Below are 24,069 nucleotides of genomic sequence, written 5' to 3' on the forward strand. Positions count from 1 at the left end.
GTTAAGGTGATGATGTCACCTGCGGTACCAGTGCCGGTCACATTAAATCCAGCACCTGCTTCAATCGCATTGATGATGTCATCGCCTGTGACTGCATTGATGACGGGCTCTGTCGGTGCAATGGTGTCTACGACAATGTCAACTGTGCTGCTGGCGCTTGGTAGATTACCAGCGGCGTCCGTGGCAGTGGCGGTTAGGGTTTCATCCCCTTCGCCCATGGCCGCCACGTCATCGGCATCAACTGCCACACTCCAGTTGCCATCACCATCGACGGTCACAGGATCGCCAATCTGAATACCTGCTTCATTGGTTAAGGTGATGATGTCACCTGCGGTACCAGTGCCGGTCACATTAAATCCAGCACCTGCTTCAATCGCATTGATGATGTCATCGCCTGTGACTGCATCTATCTCAGGAGCATCAGCATCAGCATCAGCATCAGCATCAGCATCGGCATCAGCATCGGCATCAGCATCGGCATCGGCATCAGCATCGGCATCGGCATCGGCATCAGCATCGGCATCAGCATCGGCATCAGCATCAGCATCAGCATCGGCATCAGCATCAGCATCGGCATCAGCATCAGCATCAGCATCAGCATCGGCGTCAGCATCAGCATCGGCATCAGCATCGGCATCAGCATCGGCGTCAGCATCAGCATCAGCATCGGCATCAGCGTCGGCATCAGCGTCGGCGTCGGCATCGGCATCAGCATCGGCGTCAGCATCAGCATCGGCATCGGCGTCGGCATCGGCATCGGCATCGGCGTCGGCATCGGCATCGGCATCGGCGTCGGCGTCTGCATCGGCGTCTGCATCGGCGTCTGCATCAGCATCAGCATCAGCATCAGCATCAGCATCAGCATCGGCATCGGCGTCAGCATCGGCGTCAGCATCGGCGTCAGCATCGGCGTCTGCATCGGCGTCAGCATCAGCATCAGCATCAGCATCGGCATCGGCATCGGCGTCAGCATCAGCGTCTGCATCGGCATCAGCATCGGCATCAGCATCAGCATCAGCATCAGCATCAGCATCAGCATCAGCATCGGCATCAGCATCGGCATCAGCATCAGCATCAGCATCAGCATCAGCATCAGCATCGGCATCAGCATCGGCATCGGCATCAGCATCAGCATCAGCATCAGCATCGGCGTCAGCATCAGCATCAGCATCAGCATCAGCATCGGCGTCAGCATCAGCATCAGCATCAGCATCAGCATCAGCATCGGCGTCAGCATCAGCATCAGCATCAGCATCGGCGTCAGCATCAGCATCAGCATCGGCATCAGCATCAGCATCGGCGTCAGCATCAGCATCAGCATCGGCATCTGCATCTGCATCTGCATCTGCATCTGCATCTGCATCTGCATCACTATCATCACCACTGCTTGAGAAAGCAGCACCTGCAATACCAGCACCTGCTAGACCCAACAACCATGGTAGAGCTGCAAAACCTTCAGCTTCTGTGGCCCCAACCCACCAAGGACTTATTTGTGGATCTCCGCCTAATGATTGACTTTGTGCCTCACCTATTTGTAGTTCAGTGACATAGTCTGTCACTTCGCCTGTATCAGGAAGATAGTAGTAATAGTTACCATCTTCAGCAATACCTATTAATGCATTATCTGCATTATCATAAAACCCCTCAATAATAAGGTCTGGGCCCTGTCCATCATTTTCAAAAGAAATATGAAGGCTGTTATCTACTCTTTTAGTAATAACATTATTTGGTGCACGATTAACAGTTGTATCAAGCAGCTCGTAATTAGTCCTATTAACAGCTTTAATTACTGTAGGCGTTTCATTTTTCAAGACCACTGTATGCTCAGCGATTGTCTCAACTTTATTATTGATTTTCACAATTATAGTATTCATAAGACCGTCCTTGATTGACTAATTTTGACTAAATATAAACACAGCTGTTCGATAAGATATTAATATTCCATAAGGCGATAATGAAAATACCTCTAAATCATTTTTTCAAAGAACTTTGGATAACTACACTTATAAAGATATAATTATATATAAAATTAACTAAATCCTGACTAAACCGCCAGCTTTCTAACAGTGCTTTAAAAACCTTTCATTAAAAAAACTTTACTTTATATTTTATTATTTAAAATAACTTAACAAATTATTTATATTCTAAAAAACGAATATAAAAACAAAATATTTTTTAACTAATGATAGTAACGTAAGAGAAACATCAATTTTTCTTAGCGACGCATTCTATCAACAAATATCCAATTTATAAATAGTTTATAGAACTTTTGTTACTTATTATTATATTTTGTAAATATTCAATCCTTGTCATGAATTGCTTATATGCGTTTCATAGCAAGCTTCGGATATATTTTGTGTTGTTACTTTTATAATAATACGCTAGGTTTATAGGTCAACATAGTTTCTTTATCAAATTGTAAACAATATTCGATTTTACAAATACAATTTGTTTTTTAGAAGGGACATAATTCCTGAACCAACCTATATAGGTACGTTTCAGTAGTTAACATAATAGATAACGAGTAGGTTCGATAAAGAGAAAGTAACCATAATAAATTTTTTATAGATTAATATTTTTTAAGGATTAGATAGTAAATCAATCAATAGTAGTCATTCTCATTTCTTATAAAAATAAATAGAGTTTCTGATGGTAAAAAGATAAGACTAGCCAAAAGCGCTGTTTAAAATCACTTTATTTAATCGCTTAGGCTAATTTTCTATAAGAAGATACTTGGAAGGTTGTTATTTTTTGAAGGTAGATGAAAAAAGATGATACTTGGTATCTTTTTCTGATGAGGCTCACACAAAAGTGAGTATTGCTTATAATACATTAATTTTATGAAGTGATAATTTGGTACGTCATAATTAAGAATTAGAAGTACCAAATTATTTTTATATTTTGTCTATACAATTAATAAGTGCTATTTAAGTTTCTTCAATGTCTAAACCGATGACATGGTTAAGATGGCCAGTTTTTAGGTATATGGTTGCGCCCTCTACCCCTGCTTTTATTTGTACATTTGTATCTATCGGTAGGCGTATCCAACTATCCTGCTGATATACCTGTTCACCCTCTATTAGCTCGCCTGCTACAACTAATATTTCTGCACCGTCATGAACTGTCTCAGTGAATAGCAACTCTCCTGCATCGATACGCTGTAGACTGACGTGCTCTATCCCATCGGAAAAAAGCGGGCAGATAGTACGGTTGCCTTGTTGCTGCCAATTAGCATCTTTATAAGTGTCGATAGCTACGTACTGCGTTTCGTCAGACGACATTTGCCGTAACTTGACAAAAATGACAGCACCTTCGTCACTATAAGGCCGATGACCTGAAGACGGTGGATTACGTAGATACCAACCTGCTGGATAATGGGTGTCATCTGCAGAAAAAGTGCCTGATAATACCAATATCTCTTCGCCGCCTAGATGCATATGATGCGGAAAGTAAGAGTTTGGCGCGTAACGCACAAGACTGGTAGCGCGAGCCTTCTCCGCGCCCACACGATCAAGCATGACACGCTCTACACCATTTTGTGGTGACTTAATCCATTGATGTGCTTCGGGGGCCAGTAAAGCACGTTGTGAAAAATCTGCATTAATTAGCATAAAGTAGTCCGAAAGTATTAAATGATTAGGGCGTACCCACAATATAAAACTGAGGACACGCCCTAGACGATAAACACAAATATATGACGTTATTACCGCACTAGAATGACCGGCGATAACGTGCTAGCGATAATTTCTGTCGTTGTACTTCCGAGAAACAGTTGCTGCCATTTCGAATGTCCGTACGCACCCACCACCATAATGTCGACATTGTTCTCTACCTGAAACTTTAACAATCCGTCCACCGCATCAGAAGCAGATAAATGATGTGCTTCAACGACAAACCCAGCATCTTCTAACTGTGCGGCGGCGGCGCTCATACTTTGCTTGGCGGCATCGTTATGATTGCCTACCATCACGATATGGCCTTTTAGACCTTTTAATAGTGGACTTTTTGACACCATTCGTGCCGCTTTAATAGAAGTTTTGCTACCATCAAAGGCAATCATATACGAGCTTGGCTCTTCAAATTTCTCTGAGCAAATCAATATAGGAATATCTGACCCACGAGCGACCGTCTCGATTTGACTACCAATATTAATCCGACTGTTCTTATGATCTTCTCCGCGTCGTCCCATCACAATCGCACGATTTTCTTCTTTAAAATGCTCAATACTAGGAAGCAATTTGCCGTGGCGTTGATAAACGCGAACATTGACATCAGCGAAACTGCTTTGAATGTGGCTTTTTGCATCTTGTACCAATGCATTACTATAGCTGTTGACGACTTTTGCTCTTTGCTCATCCAATTGGGACAACTCTTCTAATAAAAACTGACGGCTATTGATGCCTATAGCACCTGATAAATCTCGTCTGGTCGATGCCGGTATGTCACTGACGTGCAACAACCCAACAGGTACGTTTAATTTACTGGCATACCACGCTGCATAGTCACAAACTGATTCAGTCACTGCTGAGCCGTCAATACAGGCCAAAATGTGCTGTGATGTTGTCATAATCTGTCCTTAAATTTAATTATTTAATCCTATACAGCTTGTTAGTTCTGACCAAGCTATGCTCTTTGGTTTATGTTCTCTGACTTATAATCTTTAACTTATACTCTTTGGCTTATGTACTCTGACTAGGGTATATTTCATTTACCTGATGATAGTTATCTTTTAAAAATTATCTTATTAAGTAAATTTACCCCTTCATTTGATAATAACCAATTTAAACGGCTTCATCCAGCAATGTGTGCAACCCTTTTGCAATAATTGTAATTTGTTACTGACAGCCTTGTGCATGGTTCATCGCAGACTGATATCTAGCTATATATAAAGTCTTATCATCGTCTGACCACATGCGCTAGCAAAGTTTGCTACAATGTATTTTTTAGCATTTATGATTTCGGTATCGTTATTTAGGTGATTGGATTATGGCAAAAAATGCCCTACAGGCTCAATTATTAAAGGCTGGCTTGGTTGATAGCAAAAAGGCCAAGAAGATCAGCAAGCAAACGCAACATGCCAAGCGTACTGGTGATTCAGAGAGCGTCGAAGCAAAAAAAGCATTAGCAGAGGCACAAGCCCAAAAGCTAGAAAAGGATCAAAAGCTTAATCAAGAAAAACAGCGCGTATTGGAAGAGAAAGCATTAAAGGCCAATATCGTCCAAATGATTAAGCAGCATCAGATTACTGAGACAGAAGGTGAGGTTAGCTATCAGTTTGTCGATGAGTCCAAAGTAAAGAAAATCGCTATTACTCAGAAACTGTACGATCAAATCGTGGCCGGTCACGTAGTCATCGCACGCTTGGAAGAAGGCTACGCACTATTGCCTCGTCCATTGGCTGATCGTATTGATTCAAAAATGGAAGGCTTTATGGTTGTGTCAAATGATACTGCTGAGGAAGCATTGGCAGAAGACGATCCATATGCCGCTTATGTGATTCCAGATGACTTGATGTGGTAAGGAATTATTCTACTGCTGTTGCCTTTACTATAGTGTTATAAGCATACCCTCAAAAGCCCTTTATAGAATTTATGTTCTATAAAGGGCTTTTTACATTTATACAAGTTAGGCAAATTTTTATAGCGCAAAATAAACGTTAAATGTGTCGACAGACTCAATCAAACGTACACAAATCGGGCTTCTTTAACCTAACATTGCTGGTTTGGTTAAAGAAAGTAACCTAGCGCTCTAATTGCCAGAACATGGATATAATCAACTTGAACAGTTATTCAATAACCACTACAATGCGTTTTTAGTACATTTTGTGGTAATACTTTGTTTATTTTTGAGTAATCACTCAACATTGTTCATATTTTACCTGTGTTTGTTACCTGATAGTTCGGTGCCATCGTGCCCGTTTTATTTGCTTAATTTGTTCCAATTCACTTTTACTTTTTCTCAAAAAGAGATAATCCATGCCAAAACATTTGCCACTCTCACTATTGTTTCTTCGCCTTGGTGTTTTCATCGTATTCTTCTTCTGGACACTCGACAAATTCGTAAATCCTGAACATGCCGCCAATGTGTTCGCTAAATTCTACGCTTTAGAAAACTTAGGCATCACCATTGTTTACCTGATTGGTAGCTTACAAATCATTCTTATCTTCTCGTTTGTCATGGGTTTATTCAAAAAGTGGACATACGGCATCATCTTATTACTACATGCCGCTTCTACTTTTACCTCCTTTGGTCTTTACCTAACGCCTTTTGATAACTTGTTGTTTTTTGCTGCATGGCCAATGCTGGCAGCCTGTTTGGCACTGTTCTTAATGAGAGACTATGACACCCTAACATTGGGTAAAAATACGTCTCCAGTATAAATGTTAGCGGCTGTGCTTATTGTTTAAGTAGTATAAATATCAGACAGCAAGATATAATTTATATACTATTAAGACTGCCGACTTAAATTTTTTATCGTAGTTAGGCGATTTAGATGATTCGATTTGATCGCCACGTTACTCAACTATAGTCACTTAAATATAGTCACTTAAATATAGTCACTTAAATATAGTCACTTAAGTATAGTTATTCAGACGATGAGTATTCTACAGTTTGTAGTAATAACTACGATTTTAGCCTTTGCTCCCTTATTTGGCCGGATTCTCCATGATTAAAAGAATATTTTTAATACTATTAATATTGATATTAGCGGCAAGCTTTTTTTATTTTGACCTAAATCAATTATTGACGCTTGATGGCTTAAAAGGGTCGATGGCGCAATTTAATGAATACAAAGCGCAGTCACCGCTATTGATTATCGGTGGGTTTTTCTTACTATATGTCGTCGTTACTGCCCTCTCCTTACCTGGCGCTGCGATTTTGACGCTAGCCGCTGGTGCGCTATTTGGTTTGGTTCAGGGCTTACTCGTTGCTTCATTTGCATCGAGTATTGGTGCTACCATTGCCTTCTTGGCATCGCGATATTTACTGCGTGATACCATCAAACAGCGCTTTCCTGAGCGGTTGGCAGCTATTGATGCAGGCGTTGAAAAAGAAGGTGGATTTTATTTATTTACCTTACGTCTGGTACCCATATTTCCATTCTTTTTAATTAACCTATTGATGGGCGTGACGTCTATTAAAACATGGACTTACTACTGGGTCAGTCAAATCGGTATGCTGGCTGGGACGTTTGTCTTTGTCAATGCAGGGACACAGCTGGCACAGATAGACAGCTTATCGGGTATTTTATCTTTCAACTTAATTGTCTCGTTTGCGTTATTAGGTTTCTTCCCATTAATAGCAAAAGGAGTGTTGAACATGTTTAAAAAACGCCGTGTTTATAAAAACCATACCAAACCTAAAAAGTTCGATCGCAATATGATTGTGATTGGCGCAGGCGCTGGCGGATTGGTTACAAGCTACATTGCCGCAGCGGTAAAGGCAAAAGTCACACTGATTGAAGCAGGTGAAATGGGCGGTGATTGTCTCAATTATGGCTGTGTACCTAGTAAGGCTATCATTAAGAGCGCAAAAATCGCTGATCAAATTCGTCATGGAGAAAACTACGGTCTAGAGAACACTGTACCGCAGTTTTCATTCAAAAAAGTGATGGCACGCGTACAGCAAGTCGTGGCTGATATCGCACCGCACGATAGCGTTGAACGTTATACCAATCTGGGCGTCGATGTGGTCAAAGGCTATGCCAAATTGATCGATCCTTGGACAGTAGAAATCCAGCTAAATGACGGCGGCATGCAGACCCTAACAGCACGTACCATTGTCATTGCCACTGGCGCTCGCCCATTTGTACCACCTCTGCCAGGTATAGAAGAAACAGGTTACGTAACCAGTGACACGCTATGGACTAAGTTTGCTGAGCTAGAAGAAGCTCCGAAAAAACTAGTAGTACTAGGCGGTGGTCCAATCGGTAGCGAGCTTGCGCAAAGCTTTGCTCGACTGGGTTCTAATGTGATGCAAATTGAGATGAGCGATCGCATTATGGGTAAAGAAGACCTTGAAGTGTCTACCTTTGCTCATCAGTCGCTCACTGATAGCGGTGTTAATATTTTGACCTCACATCAAGCAATGCGCTGCGAGATGCGTGATGGCAAAAAATACATTATCGTCAAACACAATGAAACAGAAATCGATATCGAGTATGATGAGCTTCTTTGTGCCGTTGGTCGTAGCGCACGCCTTGAAGGTTATGGTTTAGAGGCGCTAGGTATCGAAACCAATCGTACGATCGTGACCAACGAATATCTCGAGACGTTATATCCCAATATTTTTGCCGCAGGCGATATCGTTGGCCCATACCAGTTTACTCATGTCGCTGCCCATCAGGGTTGGTATGCAGCAGTGAATGGTTTATTTGGCAATCTGAAAAAGTTTAAAGTAGATTATCGTGTGATTCCTTGGGTTACATTTATCGACCCAGAAGTCGCTCGTGTTGGTATTAACGAGCAAGAAGCCATTGATAAAGGCATCGATTACGAGATTACTCGTTTTGAGTTTGAAGAGTTAGATCGTGCCATTACAGATAGCGCAGCTAAAGGCTTTATCAAAGTCATTACGCCAAAAGGTAAAGACAAAATATTGGGTGTGACGGTAGTGTCTGAACATGCAGGCGACCTAATCGCTGAGTTTGTACTGGCCATGAAACATGGTCTGGGTCTTAATAAAATATTGGGTACTATTCATAGCTACCCTACTTGGGCTGAAGGCAACAAATACGCCGCTGGTGAGTGGAAACGTGCTCACGCCCCTGAGACCGTATTGAGTTGGCTAGAAAAATACCATACTTGGCGTCGCGGTTAGTTAATGATGGTTAGTTAATATCAGTTAATTAAGGACAGTTTGCTGATCAACGTCATTAAATGACGCGATTGGTAGCAAAGTGTTAAAAGACTCCAATAAAGCTGGTTTAGATTTTGTGATATCTGTTTGGTTTGACATGGCAGGCTATGAAATCTTTACCAGCTTTACTAACATTTAAATCATAACGGAAACTTGAATGCGCGTTATTACCGCTTTACCGATGCTCAAACGTCTTACGCGATATAGCACCTACGCTATGGTGATGAGCATTTGTATTGGTATATCAGCAAGCACAGCATCGCCAACTACTGCCAATATTAACCAAGACTTATCACCTTGGCAGCAGATAGAAGCCCAAGGTAGCAATCAAGACGTTTATTTCTATGCATGGGGCGGTGACCCACAGATTAACGCTTATCTACAATGGGTCGCTGATCAAGTCGATGATAAATATAATATCAACTTAGTTCATGTCAAATTGAGCGACACCAGCGAAGCAGTCAGTCGGGTACTAGCAGAAAAGTCTGCCCATAATGATGATCAAGGTAGTGTCGATTTGGTCTGGATTAATGGTGCTAACTTTGCCACCATGAGTGAAAACTCGTTATTACTCAAACAATGGGCCAATAAACTGCCCAATTTTGCGCTGACGGACCCAGAGAATAATCCAACCGTAAATTTCGACTTTGGTGTGCCGACCAACGGCATGGAAGCACCGTGGGGACAAGCCTCTCTGACGTTCTATTATGACAGCTTGTCGACCAGTAAACCGCCAACAACGCTAACTGAACTGACCACTTGGACAGCACAAAACCCTGGCCGTTTTAGCTACCCCAAACCGCCTGACTTTTTGGGTATGAGTTTCTTAAAATACGTCTTAGTTATGCTGCATGAGCAACAAGACGCTCAAATGGGTAAGAACATTAGCGCACAGCTCAACTTGCCTGCCACCAAAGAAAACACCGTGCTCGTATTAGATCCACTATGGGCGTTTTTGGATGACTTTCATCCAACCTTATGGCGTAATGGCGAGCAGTTTGTACAGACAGGTGCGCAGATGCGGCGCTTGGTCGATGATACGGAGCTGAGTCTCGCGTTTACCTTTTCGGCACCAGAGGTTCCTGCGGCCGTACAGCGTTACGACTTACCCGAAAGCATTCGCAGCTATGCGATGAGTGATGGCAGCTTAAGCAATACCCATTTTGTTGCCATTCCTTATAATGCTAGCCATCCTCAAGCCGCGCAATTAGTAGCCAACTTTCTGATGAGTCCGGATGCACAAGCCAAAAAACAAACCCCTTCGGTATGGGGTGATAAAACCGTACTGGTCCAATCTACGCTTAGTCCTGCACAACAAGCATTATTCAAAACCAAACAGCCTCATCCAAGCGCCCTGCTCTTTGACAGTGTCAAGCGTACAGTAAGTGAACCACATCCAAGTTGGGTAGAAGCCATCCAGCAAGGCTGGCAAGTACGTTATGGGGTAAGTCCATGAGCCAAGGTTTTGATAAAATAGCGAAGAAAGGTGATAGCCCTAGACCTATTACGCTCGAGAAAAAAGACCTGTTTACGCGTATCGTGTCTTTTAGTCCTAAACTCTTAATTCTTATATTAATATTACCCGTACTCTGTGGCCTCATTTGTGTACTGTTGCCTGCTCTGAGCTGGGTGCCTGCTTTAGAGAAAACGACTCTGAATCTGCAAGGATTTACAGACCTGTGGCAAACGCCTGGCATCACGCAGATGGCTGCATTAAGTCTCGCTACGGGACTTATCAGCACCCTACTTGCTTTTGTCATTGCCCTGATGATATTGGCCGCGTTTTTTAACAGTGTTTGGTTGCAGCGTATTGAGCATTTATTAAGCCCCATCTTGGTCATTCCTCATGCAGCTGCAGCCATTGCCGTTGGATTTTTGATTGCACCTTCAGGCATGTTTGCACGGCTCATATCTCCTTGGCTAACTGGTTGGGAGATGGCACCCGATGGTATGTTTCCCCATGATCCATACGGTATCAGCATCATCTTGGGTTTAACCTTAAAAGAGCTGCCTTTTCTGTTATTAATGGCCTTAGGCGCGCTGGCTCAACCTGAGCTTGGCAAAAAACTGCGTCAGCAATATACCGTTGCGCTCAATTTAGGTTATTACCCGATTACTGCTTTTTTTAAGGCGGTCTTGCCTCTGTTATATCCTTTTCTACGTTTGCCGATTTTAGCAGTGCTTGCCTATGCCAGTGCGAGTGTCGAGATGCCATTGATATTAGGTCCTAATACACCGCCAACGCTTGCTGTCTCTATCATACAATGGTTCAACGATGTCGATCTTACCCTACGTATCAAAGCATCAGCAGGGGCATTATTACAACTTGTACTGACAGCAGGTTTAGTTGGCTTTTGGCTGGGCGGCGAAAAAGCTATCAAAGCCATGTTTAGTGTTTCGTCAATCAATGGCAAGCGTCATTATGCAGACGCTATCTGGCAAAAAATCACTGCTACTCTTACCGTAGGCGTGATTGGTTTTATAATATTGTCGCTCGCTGGGCTCGTACTGTGGGCATTTGCAGGATTTTGGCGGTTTCCGTCGATGCTGCCAGAGCAGTTCGTGCTATTACACTTTCAAAGTGCCTTTACCCAAATGAGCACACCACTGGTCAATACGCTCAGCATTGGTGCCGTCAGTACTGCCTTTGCTGTTTTTCTGACTTTGTTATGCTTGGAAGCTGAGCAACTGAGTGCTAAGCCACTATCACACTTCACCAGCTTTATTATTTACTTACCGCTCTTGGTGCCAAGTATTGCGTTTCTGTTTGGCTTGGTATGGTTACAGCAGTTGGCCAATCATCAGTCAGCATTTTTTAATGTGACATTTGCGCATCTTTTATTCGTGCTGCCGTACGTGTTTTTATCACTGGCCAGTAGCTATCGACGCTTAGATCCTCGTTTTGCTCATGTGGCCGCCAGCCTTGGCGCTGCACCCATTAAAGTGTTTTTTCAGATAAAACTGCCGCAGTTATTTGCCCCTATTTTGATTGCTATAGCACTCGGTCTAGCAATCAGCTTTGGTCAGTACTTGCCAACTCTATTGGCAGGTGGCGGACGTATTGCCACTATTACGACGGAAGCAGTGACACTGGCAAATGGTGCCAGTAGGCGTACCAGTGCTGTCTACGCAATTATGCAAATGGCGCTACCGCTCATCGGTTTTATATTGGCTTGGATGCTACCCAAATACTTTTTTAGAAGTGGCACTCGATAGCAGGCTGGTCATAAACGAAAGCAAACGTTATCAAACATTAAAATAATCAGTCTTAAAAAACGCAACCAAAGGGTTCCTGATGCCATCATCTTTACAGATAAAAGACTTACAACTGTTTCGTCAAAACGAGCAATTATTGAGTATCAATGAAGACATTGCTGGTGGTGACATCCTAACCGTGATGGGGCCTTCTGGTAGTGGTAAGTCCAGTCTACTAAACTGGCTGACAGGCACTTTGGCGAGCGATTTTACCGCGTCTGGTACTGTCTGGTTGAACGATGAAAACGTGACTCACCTGCCAGCACATTTGCGCCGTATTGGTGTGCTGTATCAAGATGCACTGCTGTTTTCGCACCTATCAGTCGCGGGCAATATTGCTTTTGCCATGCCCAAAAACAACAAAAGCAATAAAAAGCAGCGAGTTGAAAAGATAATACAGGCGTTAGCTCAAGTAGGCTTAGAAGGGATGGGAGATCGTCATCCTGATAACCTATCAGGTGGTCAACAAGCGCGTGTCGCCCTACTACGAACGCTACTGAGTGAGCCCAAAGCAATACTACTTGATGAGCCCTTTAGCAAACTTGATACTCAATTAAGGATGGATACACGGCAATTGGTATTTGATCAGATTCGTACTCATAAGTTGCCTGCTATTATGGTCACGCACGACCAAAGCGATGCTGAAGCAGCTAACGGTAAGGTTGTTCAGGTAGGACGATAGTTTCGAGTATCAAAGCCAAATATTAACGCTAAATACCCAATCAAAGTATCAAAATAAGCAAAATACAAAAGGCAGCTCGCATGTTAGATAAGTTTATCACGCCCGTTATCAAGCCGCTGCTAACCCCAATAGTAGCGACATTGCATAAGCTCGGCGTTACTGCTGATCAGCTGACGGTAGTGGGATTTTTGATTGGGATGCTGGCCCTGCCACTACTGGCATTTGAGCTATGGTATGGCGCATTGGCCGCGATTATATTGAATCGTATCTTTGATGGGCTGGACGGCGCAATGGCACGCTATGCACAGCAAAGCTCAAGCGCTGGCGGCTACTTAGATATCACCCTCGATTTTTTGTTTTATGCCGCTGTGCCGTTCGGGTTTATTTTGGCTAACCCTGAACAAAATGCTATTGCAGGCGCGTTGTTATTAGCGGCATTTATCGGTACAGGTTCGAGCTTTTTGGCTTTTGCGATTTCTGCAGAAAAGTTTCAATTAGACAAGCCTCAGTTTAAGTATAAAAGCTTTTATTATCTCAACGGCCTCACCGAAGGCACCGAGACCATTGCTCTTTTTATTGCTCTTTGTATTTGGCCGCAACATTTTGTGCTACTTGCTGGTATCTTTGCTACTGCTTGTGCTGTTACTATTTTTACTCGTATACATGGTGGGTATCATACCCTCAAGCAGCTTGAATCTACCAAGTAATCGTCTGAAGATATACGCCATATCAAAACCCAGCCATCATACCGCTAAGCATTTACCGAATCATCGAGTCGCAGTGCTTCTATAGATAAGGCCATATCTTCAGCAAGGGCGTGTACCGTCGAGCTCTCTATGTCACGCTGTGCAAAGGCACGCAGCCCCATGACTTCTGCCTGTAGGCGACGTCCAAGTCTAACCGGATCAAGCTCACTATCCATCTCACATACATTCTGCGCTTCCTTAAAGCATTCTATAAATCGCGTCTCCATGCCTGCCAACAGCATTTCCACCTTGGTTAACGCTGTTTGCTCACGCGCGCCCAGCTCTAGTAAGCTTTTGACCAACATACAGGCTCGGCTCGGTAACGCCTTATCACGAATCCCGCCAAGCTGACGTATATAAGCGGCAAGGCCTAATAAAGGCGTTTTATGATGGCTCAATACTCGCTCAAGCTCAGTCAATCCTAAACGCGCATAGTATTCTAGCGCTTCTTGAAACAGTCCTTCTTTATTACCAAAAGCGGCATAGATACTACCTGGGCGCATATCGAGTGCTTGTTCGATGTCTTTTAGAGACGTGGCATGAAAACCCTTTTGCCAAAAAAGCTGTAGCGCACGCTCCAAGGCGTCATGACGGTTGTAAAGTGCGGTGCGTGACATAATGTGCCCCATTTAAAAAGCCGTGACCTCATATAAAAATGGGCACGGCTATAAAACTTGAATGATTGCTCAATATTATCCTGAATGGGTGCGACAGTAAAGTTAATATAAGAAACGGTCTGGTAAACAAACGTAATGCTAGAGCGCGACCTAGCTATCAACAATCACTCTACAATCATTCAACAGTCATGCTGATAGCTAGTAAATGGTCTCTACAGTGGCTAGTGACAATCTAATTGAAATCCAATTAATCGGTCAACAATACATGTTTGCTCTTCTGATAAGCGGACAAACCATCACCGCCCAACTCACGGCCGATACCGCTGTGTTTGAACCCGCCCCAGCCTGCTTCTGGCAGTACGATTTGTTGCTCGTTAATCCAGATATGCCCAGCTTTGATTTGTAGCGCCATCTCAAGCGCAGCAGTCTCATCGGGGCTCACAATGGTTGCTGCTAGAGCAAACTTACTATCATTAGCTAGACGGATAGCCTCTGCACCGTCAGTAAAGGTTGCACAGACTAATACAGGGCCAAACACTTCTTCCATCCATAATTGACTGGTCGTTGGCACATTCGTATAGATAGTTGGCTTTACAAAATAGCCAGATGCTTCTAATAACTCACCACCGGTTAAGCAGTCCAGATTTTCAGCTGTCGCAATATCAAAGAATTTCTTAACTTGATTCAGTTGTTGCTTGCTAACCAATGGACCCATTTGCGTCCCTGTCGCAAAACCATCACCAATTTGCAAACTTTCCGTTTTGACTTTTAATACGTCAAACAGCTGTGTAGCGATATCTTGATGGACAACCAAACGCGAAGTGGCCGAGCATATCTGACCTGCATTGGTAAATATACCGCCAATGATTAAATCGCAAGCGTAATCAATATCAGTATCTGCGCATACCACGATGGGAGACTTACCGCCAAGCTCTAGGCTAATGTCTTTGATGCCTTTTGCTGCTTGAACCATCACCTTTTCGCCTACTATATTGCTGCCTGTAAACGATACTTTGTCAATCAGCGGATGACTGGTCATCGCAGTGCCCACTTCAGCAGCACCCGGTAAGATATTAATCACTCCTTTTGGCAAGCCAATCTCAGATAAGATATTACCTAGCATAAGCTCTGGTAATAATGTCACTTCAGACGGTTTTAATAGCACGGTACAACCTGCCGCTAGCGCAGGGGCCAACTTCCAAGAAGTCGTCACCATTGGGAAGTTCCAAGGGGTAATCAGCGCACAAATACCTACTGGCGAGTATGTCTTTAACAAACGAATACCCGACTCAGGCGTTGAGACCTTAGACCACGTTGCCTGATCTGTGATGAGATTGGCATAGTAGCGATAGCAAGCAATGGCGTCCCCGACGTCTATCTTCGCCTCTTCAATTGGTTTGCCGTTGTTTAATACAGACAGCCCAACCAACTTATCGAATTGCTGCTCCATAGAGTCTGCAATCGCATTTAGATAGCGGGCACGCTCACTTACACTAGTCTGTGACCAGCTAGCAAACGCTTCATCAGCCGCTTCAACTGCCTGCTCTACATGGGCACTGGTGCATAAGCGCGTCGTTGCAATTACCTCGCCTGAATTTGGATCATACAACGCTTGGATATTTGAATGATCAGGATAGGTCACAGCTGCTTCAATCGTAACCCAGTCACCATTGATATAAGCGGCATTGAGTACAACTTCGTTTTGAGCCGTTTGTATGGCAGTTTCTCTGGTTAAATCTGTAGAGTTCAGCATTTCCATAATGGTCAATCACCTTATATTTTTGATCAAATTTTCTTTATGTGCGTAACGTCCGTAACGTGATTGGCTAAATGGTCGGCTTAACTGACTACAGAAAAACCGACCATTTGCATATTATCGTCAGGCTCGATGTCCTGTTAATACTAGATGCGCCACTAATACAGTAGGTGCGCCACTGATGTGATAACTACCAAACTGATAAGCGTACGAAGGATAAAGATTAAAAATAGCTCTAACACATTTAGCTTAATATTTGATTTCAAAATCAGCGCACCTACTTCAGACATGTAGATAATCTGAGTAATTGAAGCAGCACCAACGATAAATCGTGTCATCTCACTTTCAATGCTTTTGCCGACTAGCGCTGGCAAGTACATATCTGCAAAGCCCATAATCATGGCAGGTGCAGCTTTTGCCGCCTCTGGAATCTGTAACCACTCAAGTAGTGGTACAAGTGGTGTCGCAAGCCAATTAAAGACTGGCGTGTACTCTGCTAAGCCAAGACCGATGGTACCAATCGCAAAAATAACCGGAATCAATCCAAAGTAGATATCAAACAGATTGTGTACGCTGCGTTTGAACACTTTACCTAAGCTAGGCATAGAATGCGCGCGAGTAACCGCACGATTAACTGCCCATTGGTACGTTGTGTATTCAGCAGGGATGCCTTCGTCTAGCATGCTTTTGCCCGAGTGATACGTATCAGGCTTGAGTGATAGCGGCGGAATACGCGGCATAATGATCGCAGCGATAAAACCGGTTAGCGCAATGGTCAGATAAAAGAAGACGAAGTTATTGTCTACACCGATGGTTTTGGCAACCACATAGGTAAAGGCAATAGAAGTGACGGAAAATGTGGTCGCGATAATGGCGGCTTCACGTTGACTGTAGAAGCTTTTGTCATACTCTTGCATGGTGACTAGCAAGCCGATAGACGCTGCACCAAACCAAGAAGACATTGCATCGACAGCAGAACGACCAGGCAGTTTAAAGAGTTTGATAAATACTTTACTGGCTAAGGTACCTAAAAACTCCATCAAGCCGAAATCAGTCAAAAATGGCAGCGATAAAATGGCAAAGAAAAACAACGGAATCAAAATAGGAATCAAATCTTCGAAAATGACGCCGCCCGTATTACGATTGATAATAAACTCGGGGCCGACTTGTAGGAAAATCATCCAAACAAACAACATACCTAAAAAACGCGTGGACAGCCAAAACCAATCAACATCAAAGAGCTTTTTTACCAGTGAATCTTCATGCAAATTGGGCTTTAACGCTTTGACTGCCAGTGCACCAAGAGCGGAGATAGTCACTATCGCCATCGCAATATAGGCCACAAATCCACCTAACACGGTTTGTAGCGTATCGGTCAATACACCTAATAAAATTGTGACTTTACCATCCCACTCAAACGGTATGATAAAAAGTGCAATACCCAGTGCTGAAAACAATAGGAACTTCCACATTGCTGCACGCCACTGTCCTGCTTTTGGCGTCTCTGGATCAACCGTATTATTCCCTAAAATCGGCTGCTGCGACTTATCCATATAACTCGTCATTTAATTTCTCCTTAATGGGCGATGATTGCCAGTTTTTCCATTTCTCTGTCTGACCAATACCTGGGTTAAGCGAATTGGTTGGATCCAGTTTTTTATAAAAATAATGTAGCTCAGTTTTAGCAGGATATACGTGCCCCACGTTGTGCTCAGCAGGGTACTCAATATGACGCTTATCATAAAATGCCAGCAGCTCATCCTTGAATTGCTTGACATTGGTCTTAGGTTTTAATAAATAGTCTTGGTGCATGACATGACAGAAAAAATGCCCCAGATAAAAGGTTTTACTGACTTGTTCTTGCAAGTGTTCAGGTAGAGTCTCGTCCCAATCTACGGCATTTCTAGGTAAGGCAATATCGGTCGATAGCAGCTCGCCAAATTTGTCTTGATTTAAATTATGATAACGGAACATGGCAGCGGTCGCGGCACTGCGAAATACCAATAACGATTGCGATTCAAGCTCTGTGCATACATGCAGCGCACCTTGATATTGCTGTAGATAGTCTTGCAAAAAATCCTGCGCAGCGGCGATATTGTTGCCGTCGTTTTTATTAGAATCTGGATCAAAACCATCTGCGACTTTTATAATCAAATGGTATTTATATGAGAGTGCCTGCGTGGTCAAAGTGGCTGGTAATGACGGCGGCATAAACCTAGATGTCATCTGTAATACCCGATCTGGCAGCGTCTTTGGGAGATGCCACTTATCCAGATAGTAGCCAATCTTTGCTTGCAGTCGATACAGCGACCCTATCTTACTAGCAGGAAGCTTACGCATGCTCAAGCAAGTGTCTCGGCCATAGTACATCGTGATGTCGTTATAGTTTTTATGCATATACTCAGCCAACACGGGCAATTTCAACTCTCTTTTTAACCATTGTTTTCTAAGTGTGGTTAAAGTATCAGCGTCGTTGGTCGAGATATAAAATGTTTTCTCTTGCTTAGGTCTGGCAAAGGTCGCTACCCTCACCGCAAATACGATGACCTTGCCAGCTGAACCAGAAGCTTCGTACAGGCCGCTGGGATCATTGTTAAATCGAGCAGGTGTCTCTGCCTCACAATCACGGACTTTGTGTTGATAATGATGGTTGGTACAGGCGTTACTGTTGCTCGTACTATTTGAGACCTTATTAAACGTGCCAGCTTGCAGGTTCTCTAGCATTTCCTCTGGCTGCATCCCCAACTCAATGCCTAGATGGTTGATTAACTCAAACGCTCCTGATGCATTGCGTCTGGCAAATAGAGACATCTCAGTATAGGCAGGTCCACGCTGCACCAACATCCCGCCCGAGCTATTACAGATTCCGCCTATCACCGATGCACCCACGCAACTAGAGCCCAATACTGAATGCGGCTCACGCCCTAATGGCGCAAGGGTGGACTCTAATTGCTGCAAAGTAGCGGCTGGCAAAGCAACCAGTTCTGCTGCATCATTAAGTAAATGCACACCGCCCAATAACTGCATAGAGATTACGACTAGCGGCCTGTCATAATCTCCATTCGGCGTTGAGCCACCTGTTAGGCCTGTATTGGCTGCTTGAGCAATGATAATCACATCGGCAGCGGCACAGATATTAATGACGCGCCATAGTGCCACAAGAGAGTGCGGTATCACAACTGCGACGGTAGCGTCTGTGATAGCCTCAATCGCACCTTGCACATAAGACTGCTGTTGGCTAGGTTTTGTCAATACATTGGTCGTACCAACGACAGCAGCAAGCTCCGTCAACAAACGCAGCATTTGCTCATGTCTACTTTTTGACATTTCTCTAGCATTTGGCGTCATGAACGTGCTTCCTTGCGTAATCAGCGTTTGTCATTTTTATGTCGTTTTTTAGAACTGTGACTATCGGTCTCGTGATTATCCGTGGCATTAGCGCCAGTATTACTTTAACTAAAATAAGTCACTGTCTCAGCCATTTCTTTTAGAAAGTCATCTGCTTCATCAATCTCATAAATAATCGGCTGTTTACCTTTCGTGTCTGTCTTTAATGCGTCTAGCAATTGCTGCTTATCGGTGATTCTACGATAGCCAGCGCCAAACCCTGCTGCTAATGGCTCAAAGTTTGGTGTTTTGATGTTGACGCCAATTAGTGGTAAACCGCCCTCTTCCATGTAACGACGAATCTCACCGTAGCCTTGGTTGTTCCATAGCAAAACAATCAATGGTAGCTCAAGCTCGGCGGCGCAGATGAGCTCGGCAATCGTGAACTGAATACCGCCATCACCCATTAGACTGACGACGGGTAGATTTGAGCCAACCATGGCCCCAATAGCAGCAGGCAAACCATAGCCTAATGTGCCAAAACCCGTCGATGAGTTGAACCATTTACGCGTCGCCAAGGCTTCAAGACCAAGATTGCCGCTATAGACAGGCTGCGTTGAATCACCAACGAAAATGACGTCTTCCACCTCATCTCTAATCAGCTTTAGTAAGGCATTTTGACCCGCAAAGTCTGTCGTTACATCCTTTAAGATGGCTTGTTTGGCCTCATTGACACGTGATAATGCATGATGTTCGAATGCCTGGCCTTCTAAGCGATCACATAAACCACTAATCGCCATCTGTGCGTCGGACAGTACCGCAATATCTGCTCTAAATGGACGCTGCAATTGCTGAGCATCACAGTCGATACGTACCAGCGTGCCGTTGATTTTAAACCCACCATTAAAGAACACATCATAGTCAGTCTCACCAAGCTCAGTACCAATCGCTAACACCCAGTCCGCCTCGGTAATCACGGCTCGGCCTGCGTCTAACGACTGGTTGCTACCCAAACTTAATGGATGGCCAGGTGGCAGCAAGCCTTTGGCATTAATCGTCAAAAACGTTGGCGCATCTATCAGCTCTGCCAATCGTTGTGCATCTTGATCGACATCGACACAGCCGCCTCCATAAAGTATTACAGGATTTTTCGCGGTTTTTAATGACTGTACGATTAGGTCTAATTGCGTAGGATTCGGCAATGGTCTTGTGACCTGCGGTAGGCTCACACTATTTGTACCAACTTCGCTATTTGCTACAGCATTTAAACTAGATGGCTTAGCAACATGGCTAGCATCAGCAGTGATGACATCAATAGGTAGCTGAATATGTACTGGCCCCGGACGTGCACCGTTAAATAAAGCAAAAGCTTCTGCAATGACTTTCGGTAGCGATTCAGGTTGCCAGATGGTTTTGCTCGTCAATGCTACTTTACTAATCATGCCTTGCTGATCATGCAACTCATGCAAATGCCCTTCGCCACTACCCGTGTCTTTGACTTTATTGACACTAGAAATCACTAGCATCGGTATCGAATCAGCCAGTGCTTGCGCCATCGCCGTCATGATATTGGTCATGCCAGGGCCAGTGATGATAAAACATACGCCAACCTTGCCAGAGGCACGGTAATAGCCATCCGCCATAAACCCAGCGCCTTGTTCATGACGCGGTGTCACATGACGGATATTGGTATTTGGCAGACCGCGATACAGCTCTACCGTGTGCACACCAGGGATACCAAAAACGGTCTCTACACCATAATACTCTAGCCACTGCACTAATAGCTCACCGCAGGTCAATGATGATGTGTCAGACAAAGAAGAAGGCGTTTGCGTCAATTGGGTCATGGGTCAGTCATCCTAAAAAATATAATTAGTATTAAGTTAAAATTTTTATATTGGCTAATGGTTTATTTTTAATCGTTATTGAGTGCTATTCATTACAAATCATGGTGCCGTAACCAATCATCAATCATGATGTTTAAGCGTTTACCTGAAAAGCTAGGGAAATGACCACCATGAACGACTCGCACTGGTAGTGCATTTAAGCGGCGCATGCTCTTAGCGTAGTCAGACATATTGCTGTGCCACGTATCTTCAATTAATGGGCCATCATAGATAAGGTCACCAGAAATCAGCGTTTCGCTAGCCGCTTCCCACAAGGCGATACCACCTGGAGAATGGCCAGGCGTATGAATTACTTCAAACTGACGATTGCCCAAATCAATCACGTCACCGTCTTCAAGCTGCATAATTTTCGCTGGTGCAGCAATTTTATAACCGCAATGGGCATAAGGTTCAGGCGGTAGCGCGTCAAACATCTCATCGTTGACAAACATATCTGCCAAAGTACGAGTATTGTCTGGTTCAGCTAGGATGTGTGCTTCAGCAGAATGGACATGACAGCAGTCAAACTCATTTGCTGCGCCAATGTGGTCAAAATGGGTGTGACTGGCTACACCAACGATATCGCGATCAGCGAGCAAAGCGACATGGCGGCGCAATGGTACAGCACCTAACCCAAAATCTACTAATAAATCACGTTCACCACCCCGTACGTGCCACAAATTACAGCGAAAAAACGGCTTAATCCATGGCTCATCGATAAGTGTGATTCCGTCACTGAGCGTGGTGGTTCGATACCAGTTTTCTGACTTGATTCGAGGTAATGACTGCTCACTCATAAGTCAGCTCCATTAACGACATGAGTATCTTTAAGAGCACGCAGATCCTTAAGATAATTTTGATGCGTGCGACTTTCATCAATACGGGCGAGATCGATATCTACTATCATCGTGCCAGCGGTCAAACCAAGCCTTCCGATTACCTCACCATCGGGACCAGCGACGATGCTATTGCCACAGTAATGAAGGGTATCTTCTACGCCTGAGCGGTTGATACAAGCAACAAAGCATTGATTGTCCATGGCACGAGCGCGAATTTGCAGTACTTGACGCTCTGCATTTGGCAACATATTTGCTGTAGGTGACAGGATGACCTCTGCGCCTGCTTGAGCTAGCTCTCTTGCCACCTCTGGGAACTCATTATCGTAGCAAATCATTAAACCTAATTTGCCAAATCGAGTATTAACCACACAAGATTTTTTACCTGCTGTAAAGAACTCGTTTTCACGCTCCCATAAATGACGCTTGTTATAAGTCGCAAGGTGCTGCCCATTGTCATCTAGCAGTATGGCAGAGTTGCTTAACTCACCATTAGACTGGCGCTCAGCGAGACCAAACAATAGATGCAAGTTATATTTATCAGCAAGTCTCGCTGCTTCAGTGACAATTGGACCATCGATAGTTTGCGCTAAGTGATCAAGATGCTCAAAGATGTTGTAGCCTGTGAATGCAAGCTCTGGCAACGCGAGCAGATCTACTTTTGCCTCTACTGCTAGGCGACAAAGCGACTCTAAAGCTTCTAGATTGGCCGTCGCTTCAGCCAGTAAAGGATTGGTTTGAGCAACCATCAATTTCATAATGACGGCTCCTTTTGAGCTGAAGTGACAGCGCTACTAGGACGAGTAAACAAAGTCGCACCTAACCAGTAAAGTCCACCAGTAATAATAAAGACAGGTAATGAAGCACCGAAAGATGGAGGCGCTATCAAAGTCCAGTATGCGGCAAGCGCTGCACCGATTAGATATGCTGCGATAGCAATCTTTGCCGTAGGACGGCCTAACTGTTTGGTAGAGTCAAGCAGTCTTGCGGTGTAGCCTTCTTGACCAACAAGATAATAATCGACAATCATGACTGAAAATGCTGGGATAAATAGTGCACCTACGATCAATAAGAAGTTTTGGAACTGGTCTAAAATACCTGGTATCAGCGCCCCAAAGATAGTGACCAAACCAATGATAAGTGCAGGTTTCCAAAAGCTCATGTTAGGAGCGATGTTCATGCAGGATAGCGTTGCGCTATAGACTGCCATTACATTGGTTGTCATGACTGAAAAGAAGATAACTAGCGCAGCTGGCAGGCCAAAACCAAAGTCAGCAAGTAGACGAGTCGGGTCGTAAGTCTGTTCCATACCGTTTAAGATAGAAAGCCCTGATATCGTCGCACCCAAACCCATAGCAACGATAGCCGCCATGATGTAGCCAAAGTAAGTACCCCATACGGCAATCTTTGAAGTTTTACAGTTACGGTTGTAATCAGCTGCTGAAGACATCCAAGAGAACGCAGTGGCAATGACGATATCAAACGCGATACCTAGCGTAATACCATTACGTGATTCAACTGGCATCTCAAACAGTGTCGATACATCATAATGTTGGTTTAGCTGATAAAGTACGACAACCGTAAGCGCGGCCATGGCTAGTGCCGCCCAACGTTCGACAAGCTCAATACCGAGGTGACCGCGTAGCACAATTAGCACCACGACGGTCTCGCACAAGATCACAAATAGTGGCAGGTTACTATAACCTGTGGTCGCTTCAATCGCATAGTTCAGACTCATGCCAGCGAGCAGCGCCTGAATACAGCTCCACGCAATGAGCACACCCATGTTTACCAGTGAAATCAACTGGCTACCAAGTGGTCCATAAGCTCTACGTGTCAGCGCCATCGATGGTAGGCCGGTACGCTGGCCCATCAAGCCAACCAAAAGCAGTGGAATTGCACCGATTAAAGAACCAATGAGTACGGTCGTAATAGCAGTGGTAAATCGTAGATCTGGTACCAATAGCATCCCGGTTAAAATGGTCGTGACGACGATATTGGCACCGAACCACAGCGCAAACGTACCAATTGAACCCAAACTGTGTCCAGCTTCATTTGGAGAAAGGGTATCTTGACCAAAAAATGAAGAAGGTTTACTCATTAGT

The 24,069-nt window shown here is 44.1% G+C and carries 17 protein-coding genes and 1 pseudogene; 7 read left to right on the forward strand and 11 right to left on the reverse strand.

What is annotated here, in order from left to right; translation table 11 throughout:
* The 3 genes and pseudogenes from ACQKC9_RS01640 to ACQKC9_RS01650 all read right to left on the reverse strand — a co-directional run.
* Positions 1-1,874, reverse strand: a pseudogene (locus ACQKC9_RS01640) (hypothetical protein); the annotation flags it as partial.
* Positions 1,875-2,927: 1,053 nt separating this feature from the next.
* Complete coding sequence (locus ACQKC9_RS01645) at positions 2,928-3,611, reverse strand: cupin domain-containing protein (RefSeq protein ID WP_427620253.1); 684 nt, start codon at positions 3,609-3,611, stop codon at positions 2,928-2,930.
* A 92-nt stretch (positions 3,612-3,703) separates the two neighbouring features.
* Positions 3,704-4,567, reverse strand: a complete 864-nt coding sequence (locus tag ACQKC9_RS01650; RefSeq protein ID WP_057760594.1) for a universal stress protein — start codon at positions 4,565-4,567, stop codon at positions 3,704-3,706.
* A 419-nt stretch (positions 4,568-4,986) separates the two neighbouring features.
* On the opposite strand from ACQKC9_RS01650, the gene ACQKC9_RS01655 reads away from it, so the two are divergent.
* From ACQKC9_RS01655 to ACQKC9_RS01685, 7 genes are all read left to right on the forward strand, one after another.
* On the forward strand, positions 4,987-5,520 hold the full coding sequence (locus tag ACQKC9_RS01655; protein WP_290176714.1) for a DUF2058 domain-containing protein: 534 nt from the start codon (positions 4,987-4,989) through the stop codon (positions 5,518-5,520).
* A 455-nt stretch (positions 5,521-5,975) separates the two neighbouring features.
* Complete coding sequence (locus ACQKC9_RS01660) at positions 5,976-6,380, forward strand: hypothetical protein (protein ID WP_427620254.1); 405 nt, start codon at positions 5,976-5,978, stop codon at positions 6,378-6,380.
* 286 nt (positions 6,381-6,666) lie between these two features.
* A complete protein-coding gene (locus ACQKC9_RS01665) occupies positions 6,667-8,820 on the forward strand; it encodes an FAD-dependent oxidoreductase (protein WP_427620255.1) in 2,154 nt (717 codons plus the stop codon).
* Between the two features lie 196 nt (positions 8,821-9,016).
* Positions 9,017-10,315, forward strand: coding sequence for an ABC transporter substrate-binding protein (locus ACQKC9_RS01670; protein WP_427620256.1), 1,299 nt, complete (start codon positions 9,017-9,019; stop codon positions 10,313-10,315).
* Positions 10,312-12,075: an ABC transporter permease gene (locus ACQKC9_RS01675; RefSeq protein ID WP_427620257.1), complete on the forward strand. Its 1,764-nt coding sequence runs from the start codon at positions 10,312-10,314 to the stop codon at positions 12,073-12,075. Before ACQKC9_RS01670 ends, ACQKC9_RS01675 begins: the two co-directional genes overlap by 4 nt.
* Positions 12,076-12,154: 79 nt before the next feature.
* Positions 12,155-12,796: an ATP-binding cassette domain-containing protein gene (locus ACQKC9_RS01680; RefSeq protein WP_427620258.1), complete on the forward strand. Its 642-nt coding sequence runs from the start codon at positions 12,155-12,157 to the stop codon at positions 12,794-12,796.
* A gap of 80 nt (positions 12,797-12,876) precedes the next feature.
* A complete protein-coding gene (locus ACQKC9_RS01685) occupies positions 12,877-13,503 on the forward strand; it encodes a CDP-alcohol phosphatidyltransferase family protein (protein ID WP_427620259.1) in 627 nt (208 codons plus the stop codon).
* A gap of 44 nt (positions 13,504-13,547) precedes the next feature.
* Here the strand turns inward: ACQKC9_RS01685 and ACQKC9_RS01690 are convergent, their stop codons facing one another.
* The 8 genes from ACQKC9_RS01690 to ACQKC9_RS01725 all read right to left on the reverse strand — a co-directional run bounded on the left by ACQKC9_RS01690 (position 13,548) and on the right by ACQKC9_RS01725 (position 24,065).
* The gene (locus ACQKC9_RS01690) at positions 13,548-14,159 is read right to left on the reverse strand and encodes a TetR/AcrR family transcriptional regulator (RefSeq protein WP_427620260.1); all 612 of its coding nucleotides are present in this window, start codon (positions 14,157-14,159) and stop codon (positions 13,548-13,550) included.
* Between the two features lie 247 nt (positions 14,160-14,406).
* Positions 14,407-15,918, reverse strand: coding sequence for an aldehyde dehydrogenase family protein (locus tag ACQKC9_RS01695; RefSeq protein WP_427620261.1), 1,512 nt, complete (start codon positions 15,916-15,918; stop codon positions 14,407-14,409).
* Positions 15,919-16,073: 155 nt separating this feature from the next.
* Positions 16,074-17,480 carry a YjiH family protein gene (locus ACQKC9_RS01700; protein ID WP_057760612.1) on the reverse strand — a complete coding sequence of 469 codons (1,407 nt, stop codon included), beginning with the start codon at positions 17,478-17,480 and terminating at the stop codon, positions 16,074-16,076.
* On the reverse strand, positions 17,461-19,263 hold the full coding sequence (gene dld, locus ACQKC9_RS01705; RefSeq protein ID WP_427620262.1) for a D-lactate dehydrogenase: 1,803 nt from the start codon (positions 19,261-19,263) through the stop codon (positions 17,461-17,463). The genes ACQKC9_RS01700 and dld overlap by 20 nt, the downstream gene beginning before the upstream one ends.
* 104 nt (positions 19,264-19,367) lie before the next feature.
* Positions 19,368-21,089, reverse strand: a complete 1,722-nt coding sequence (locus ACQKC9_RS01710) for a 5-guanidino-2-oxopentanoate decarboxylase (RefSeq protein WP_427620263.1) — start codon at positions 21,087-21,089, stop codon at positions 19,368-19,370.
* 92 nt (positions 21,090-21,181) lie between these two features.
* Positions 21,182-21,925 (reverse strand): MBL fold metallo-hydrolase, encoded by a 744-nt coding sequence (locus ACQKC9_RS01715; protein WP_427620264.1) that lies wholly within the window; start codon positions 21,923-21,925, stop codon positions 21,182-21,184.
* A complete protein-coding gene (locus ACQKC9_RS01720; protein WP_427620265.1) occupies positions 21,922-22,722 on the reverse strand; it encodes a carbon-nitrogen hydrolase family protein in 801 nt (266 codons plus the stop codon). Before ACQKC9_RS01720 ends, ACQKC9_RS01715 begins: the two co-directional genes overlap by 4 nt.
* Positions 22,719-24,065 carry a purine-cytosine permease family protein gene (locus ACQKC9_RS01725; protein WP_427620266.1) on the reverse strand — a complete coding sequence of 449 codons (1,347 nt, stop codon included), beginning with the start codon at positions 24,063-24,065 and terminating at the stop codon, positions 22,719-22,721. The genes ACQKC9_RS01720 and ACQKC9_RS01725 overlap by 4 nt, the downstream gene beginning before the upstream one ends.
* Positions 24,066-24,069 lie beyond the last annotated feature (4 nt).

The sequence above is a fragment of the Psychrobacter sp. NPDC078409 genome, from assembly GCF_050268505.1.
Lineage (GTDB): Bacteria > Pseudomonadota > Gammaproteobacteria > Pseudomonadales > Moraxellaceae > Psychrobacter.

Coding starts and splice junctions, on each gene's coding strand:
- ACQKC9_RS01645 (WP_427620253.1), bottom strand. CDS start 3,611: ATGCTAATTAATGCAGATTTTTCACAACGTGCTTTACTGGCCCCCGAA.
- ACQKC9_RS01650 (WP_057760594.1), bottom strand. CDS start 4,567: ATGACAACATCACAGCACATTTTGGCCTGTATTGACGGCTCAGCAGTG.
- ACQKC9_RS01655 (WP_290176714.1), top strand. CDS start 4,987: ATGGCAAAAAATGCCCTACAGGCTCAATTATTAAAGGCTGGCTTGGTT.
- ACQKC9_RS01660 (WP_427620254.1), top strand. CDS start 5,976: ATGCCAAAACATTTGCCACTCTCACTATTGTTTCTTCGCCTTGGTGTT.
- ACQKC9_RS01665 (WP_427620255.1), top strand. CDS start 6,667: ATGATTAAAAGAATATTTTTAATACTATTAATATTGATATTAGCGGCA.
- ACQKC9_RS01670 (WP_427620256.1), top strand. CDS start 9,017: ATGCGCGTTATTACCGCTTTACCGATGCTCAAACGTCTTACGCGATAT.
- ACQKC9_RS01675 (WP_427620257.1), top strand. CDS start 10,312: ATGAGCCAAGGTTTTGATAAAATAGCGAAGAAAGGTGATAGCCCTAGA.
- ACQKC9_RS01680 (WP_427620258.1), top strand. CDS start 12,155: ATGCCATCATCTTTACAGATAAAAGACTTACAACTGTTTCGTCAAAAC.
- ACQKC9_RS01685 (WP_427620259.1), top strand. CDS start 12,877: ATGTTAGATAAGTTTATCACGCCCGTTATCAAGCCGCTGCTAACCCCA.
- ACQKC9_RS01690 (WP_427620260.1), bottom strand. CDS start 14,159: ATGTCACGCACCGCACTTTACAACCGTCATGACGCCTTGGAGCGTGCG.
- ACQKC9_RS01695 (WP_427620261.1), bottom strand. CDS start 15,918: ATGGAAATGCTGAACTCTACAGATTTAACCAGAGAAACTGCCATACAA.
- ACQKC9_RS01700 (WP_057760612.1), bottom strand. CDS start 17,480: ATGACGAGTTATATGGATAAGTCGCAGCAGCCGATTTTAGGGAATAAT.
- dld (WP_427620262.1), bottom strand. CDS start 19,263: ATGACGCCAAATGCTAGAGAAATGTCAAAAAGTAGACATGAGCAAATG.
- ACQKC9_RS01710 (WP_427620263.1), bottom strand. CDS start 21,089: ATGACCCAATTGACGCAAACGCCTTCTTCTTTGTCTGACACATCATCA.
- ACQKC9_RS01715 (WP_427620264.1), bottom strand. CDS start 21,925: ATGAGTGAGCAGTCATTACCTCGAATCAAGTCAGAAAACTGGTATCGA.
- ACQKC9_RS01720 (WP_427620265.1), bottom strand. CDS start 22,722: ATGAAATTGATGGTTGCTCAAACCAATCCTTTACTGGCTGAAGCGACG.
- ACQKC9_RS01725 (WP_427620266.1), bottom strand. CDS start 24,065: ATGAGTAAACCTTCTTCATTTTTTGGTCAAGATACCCTTTCTCCAAAT.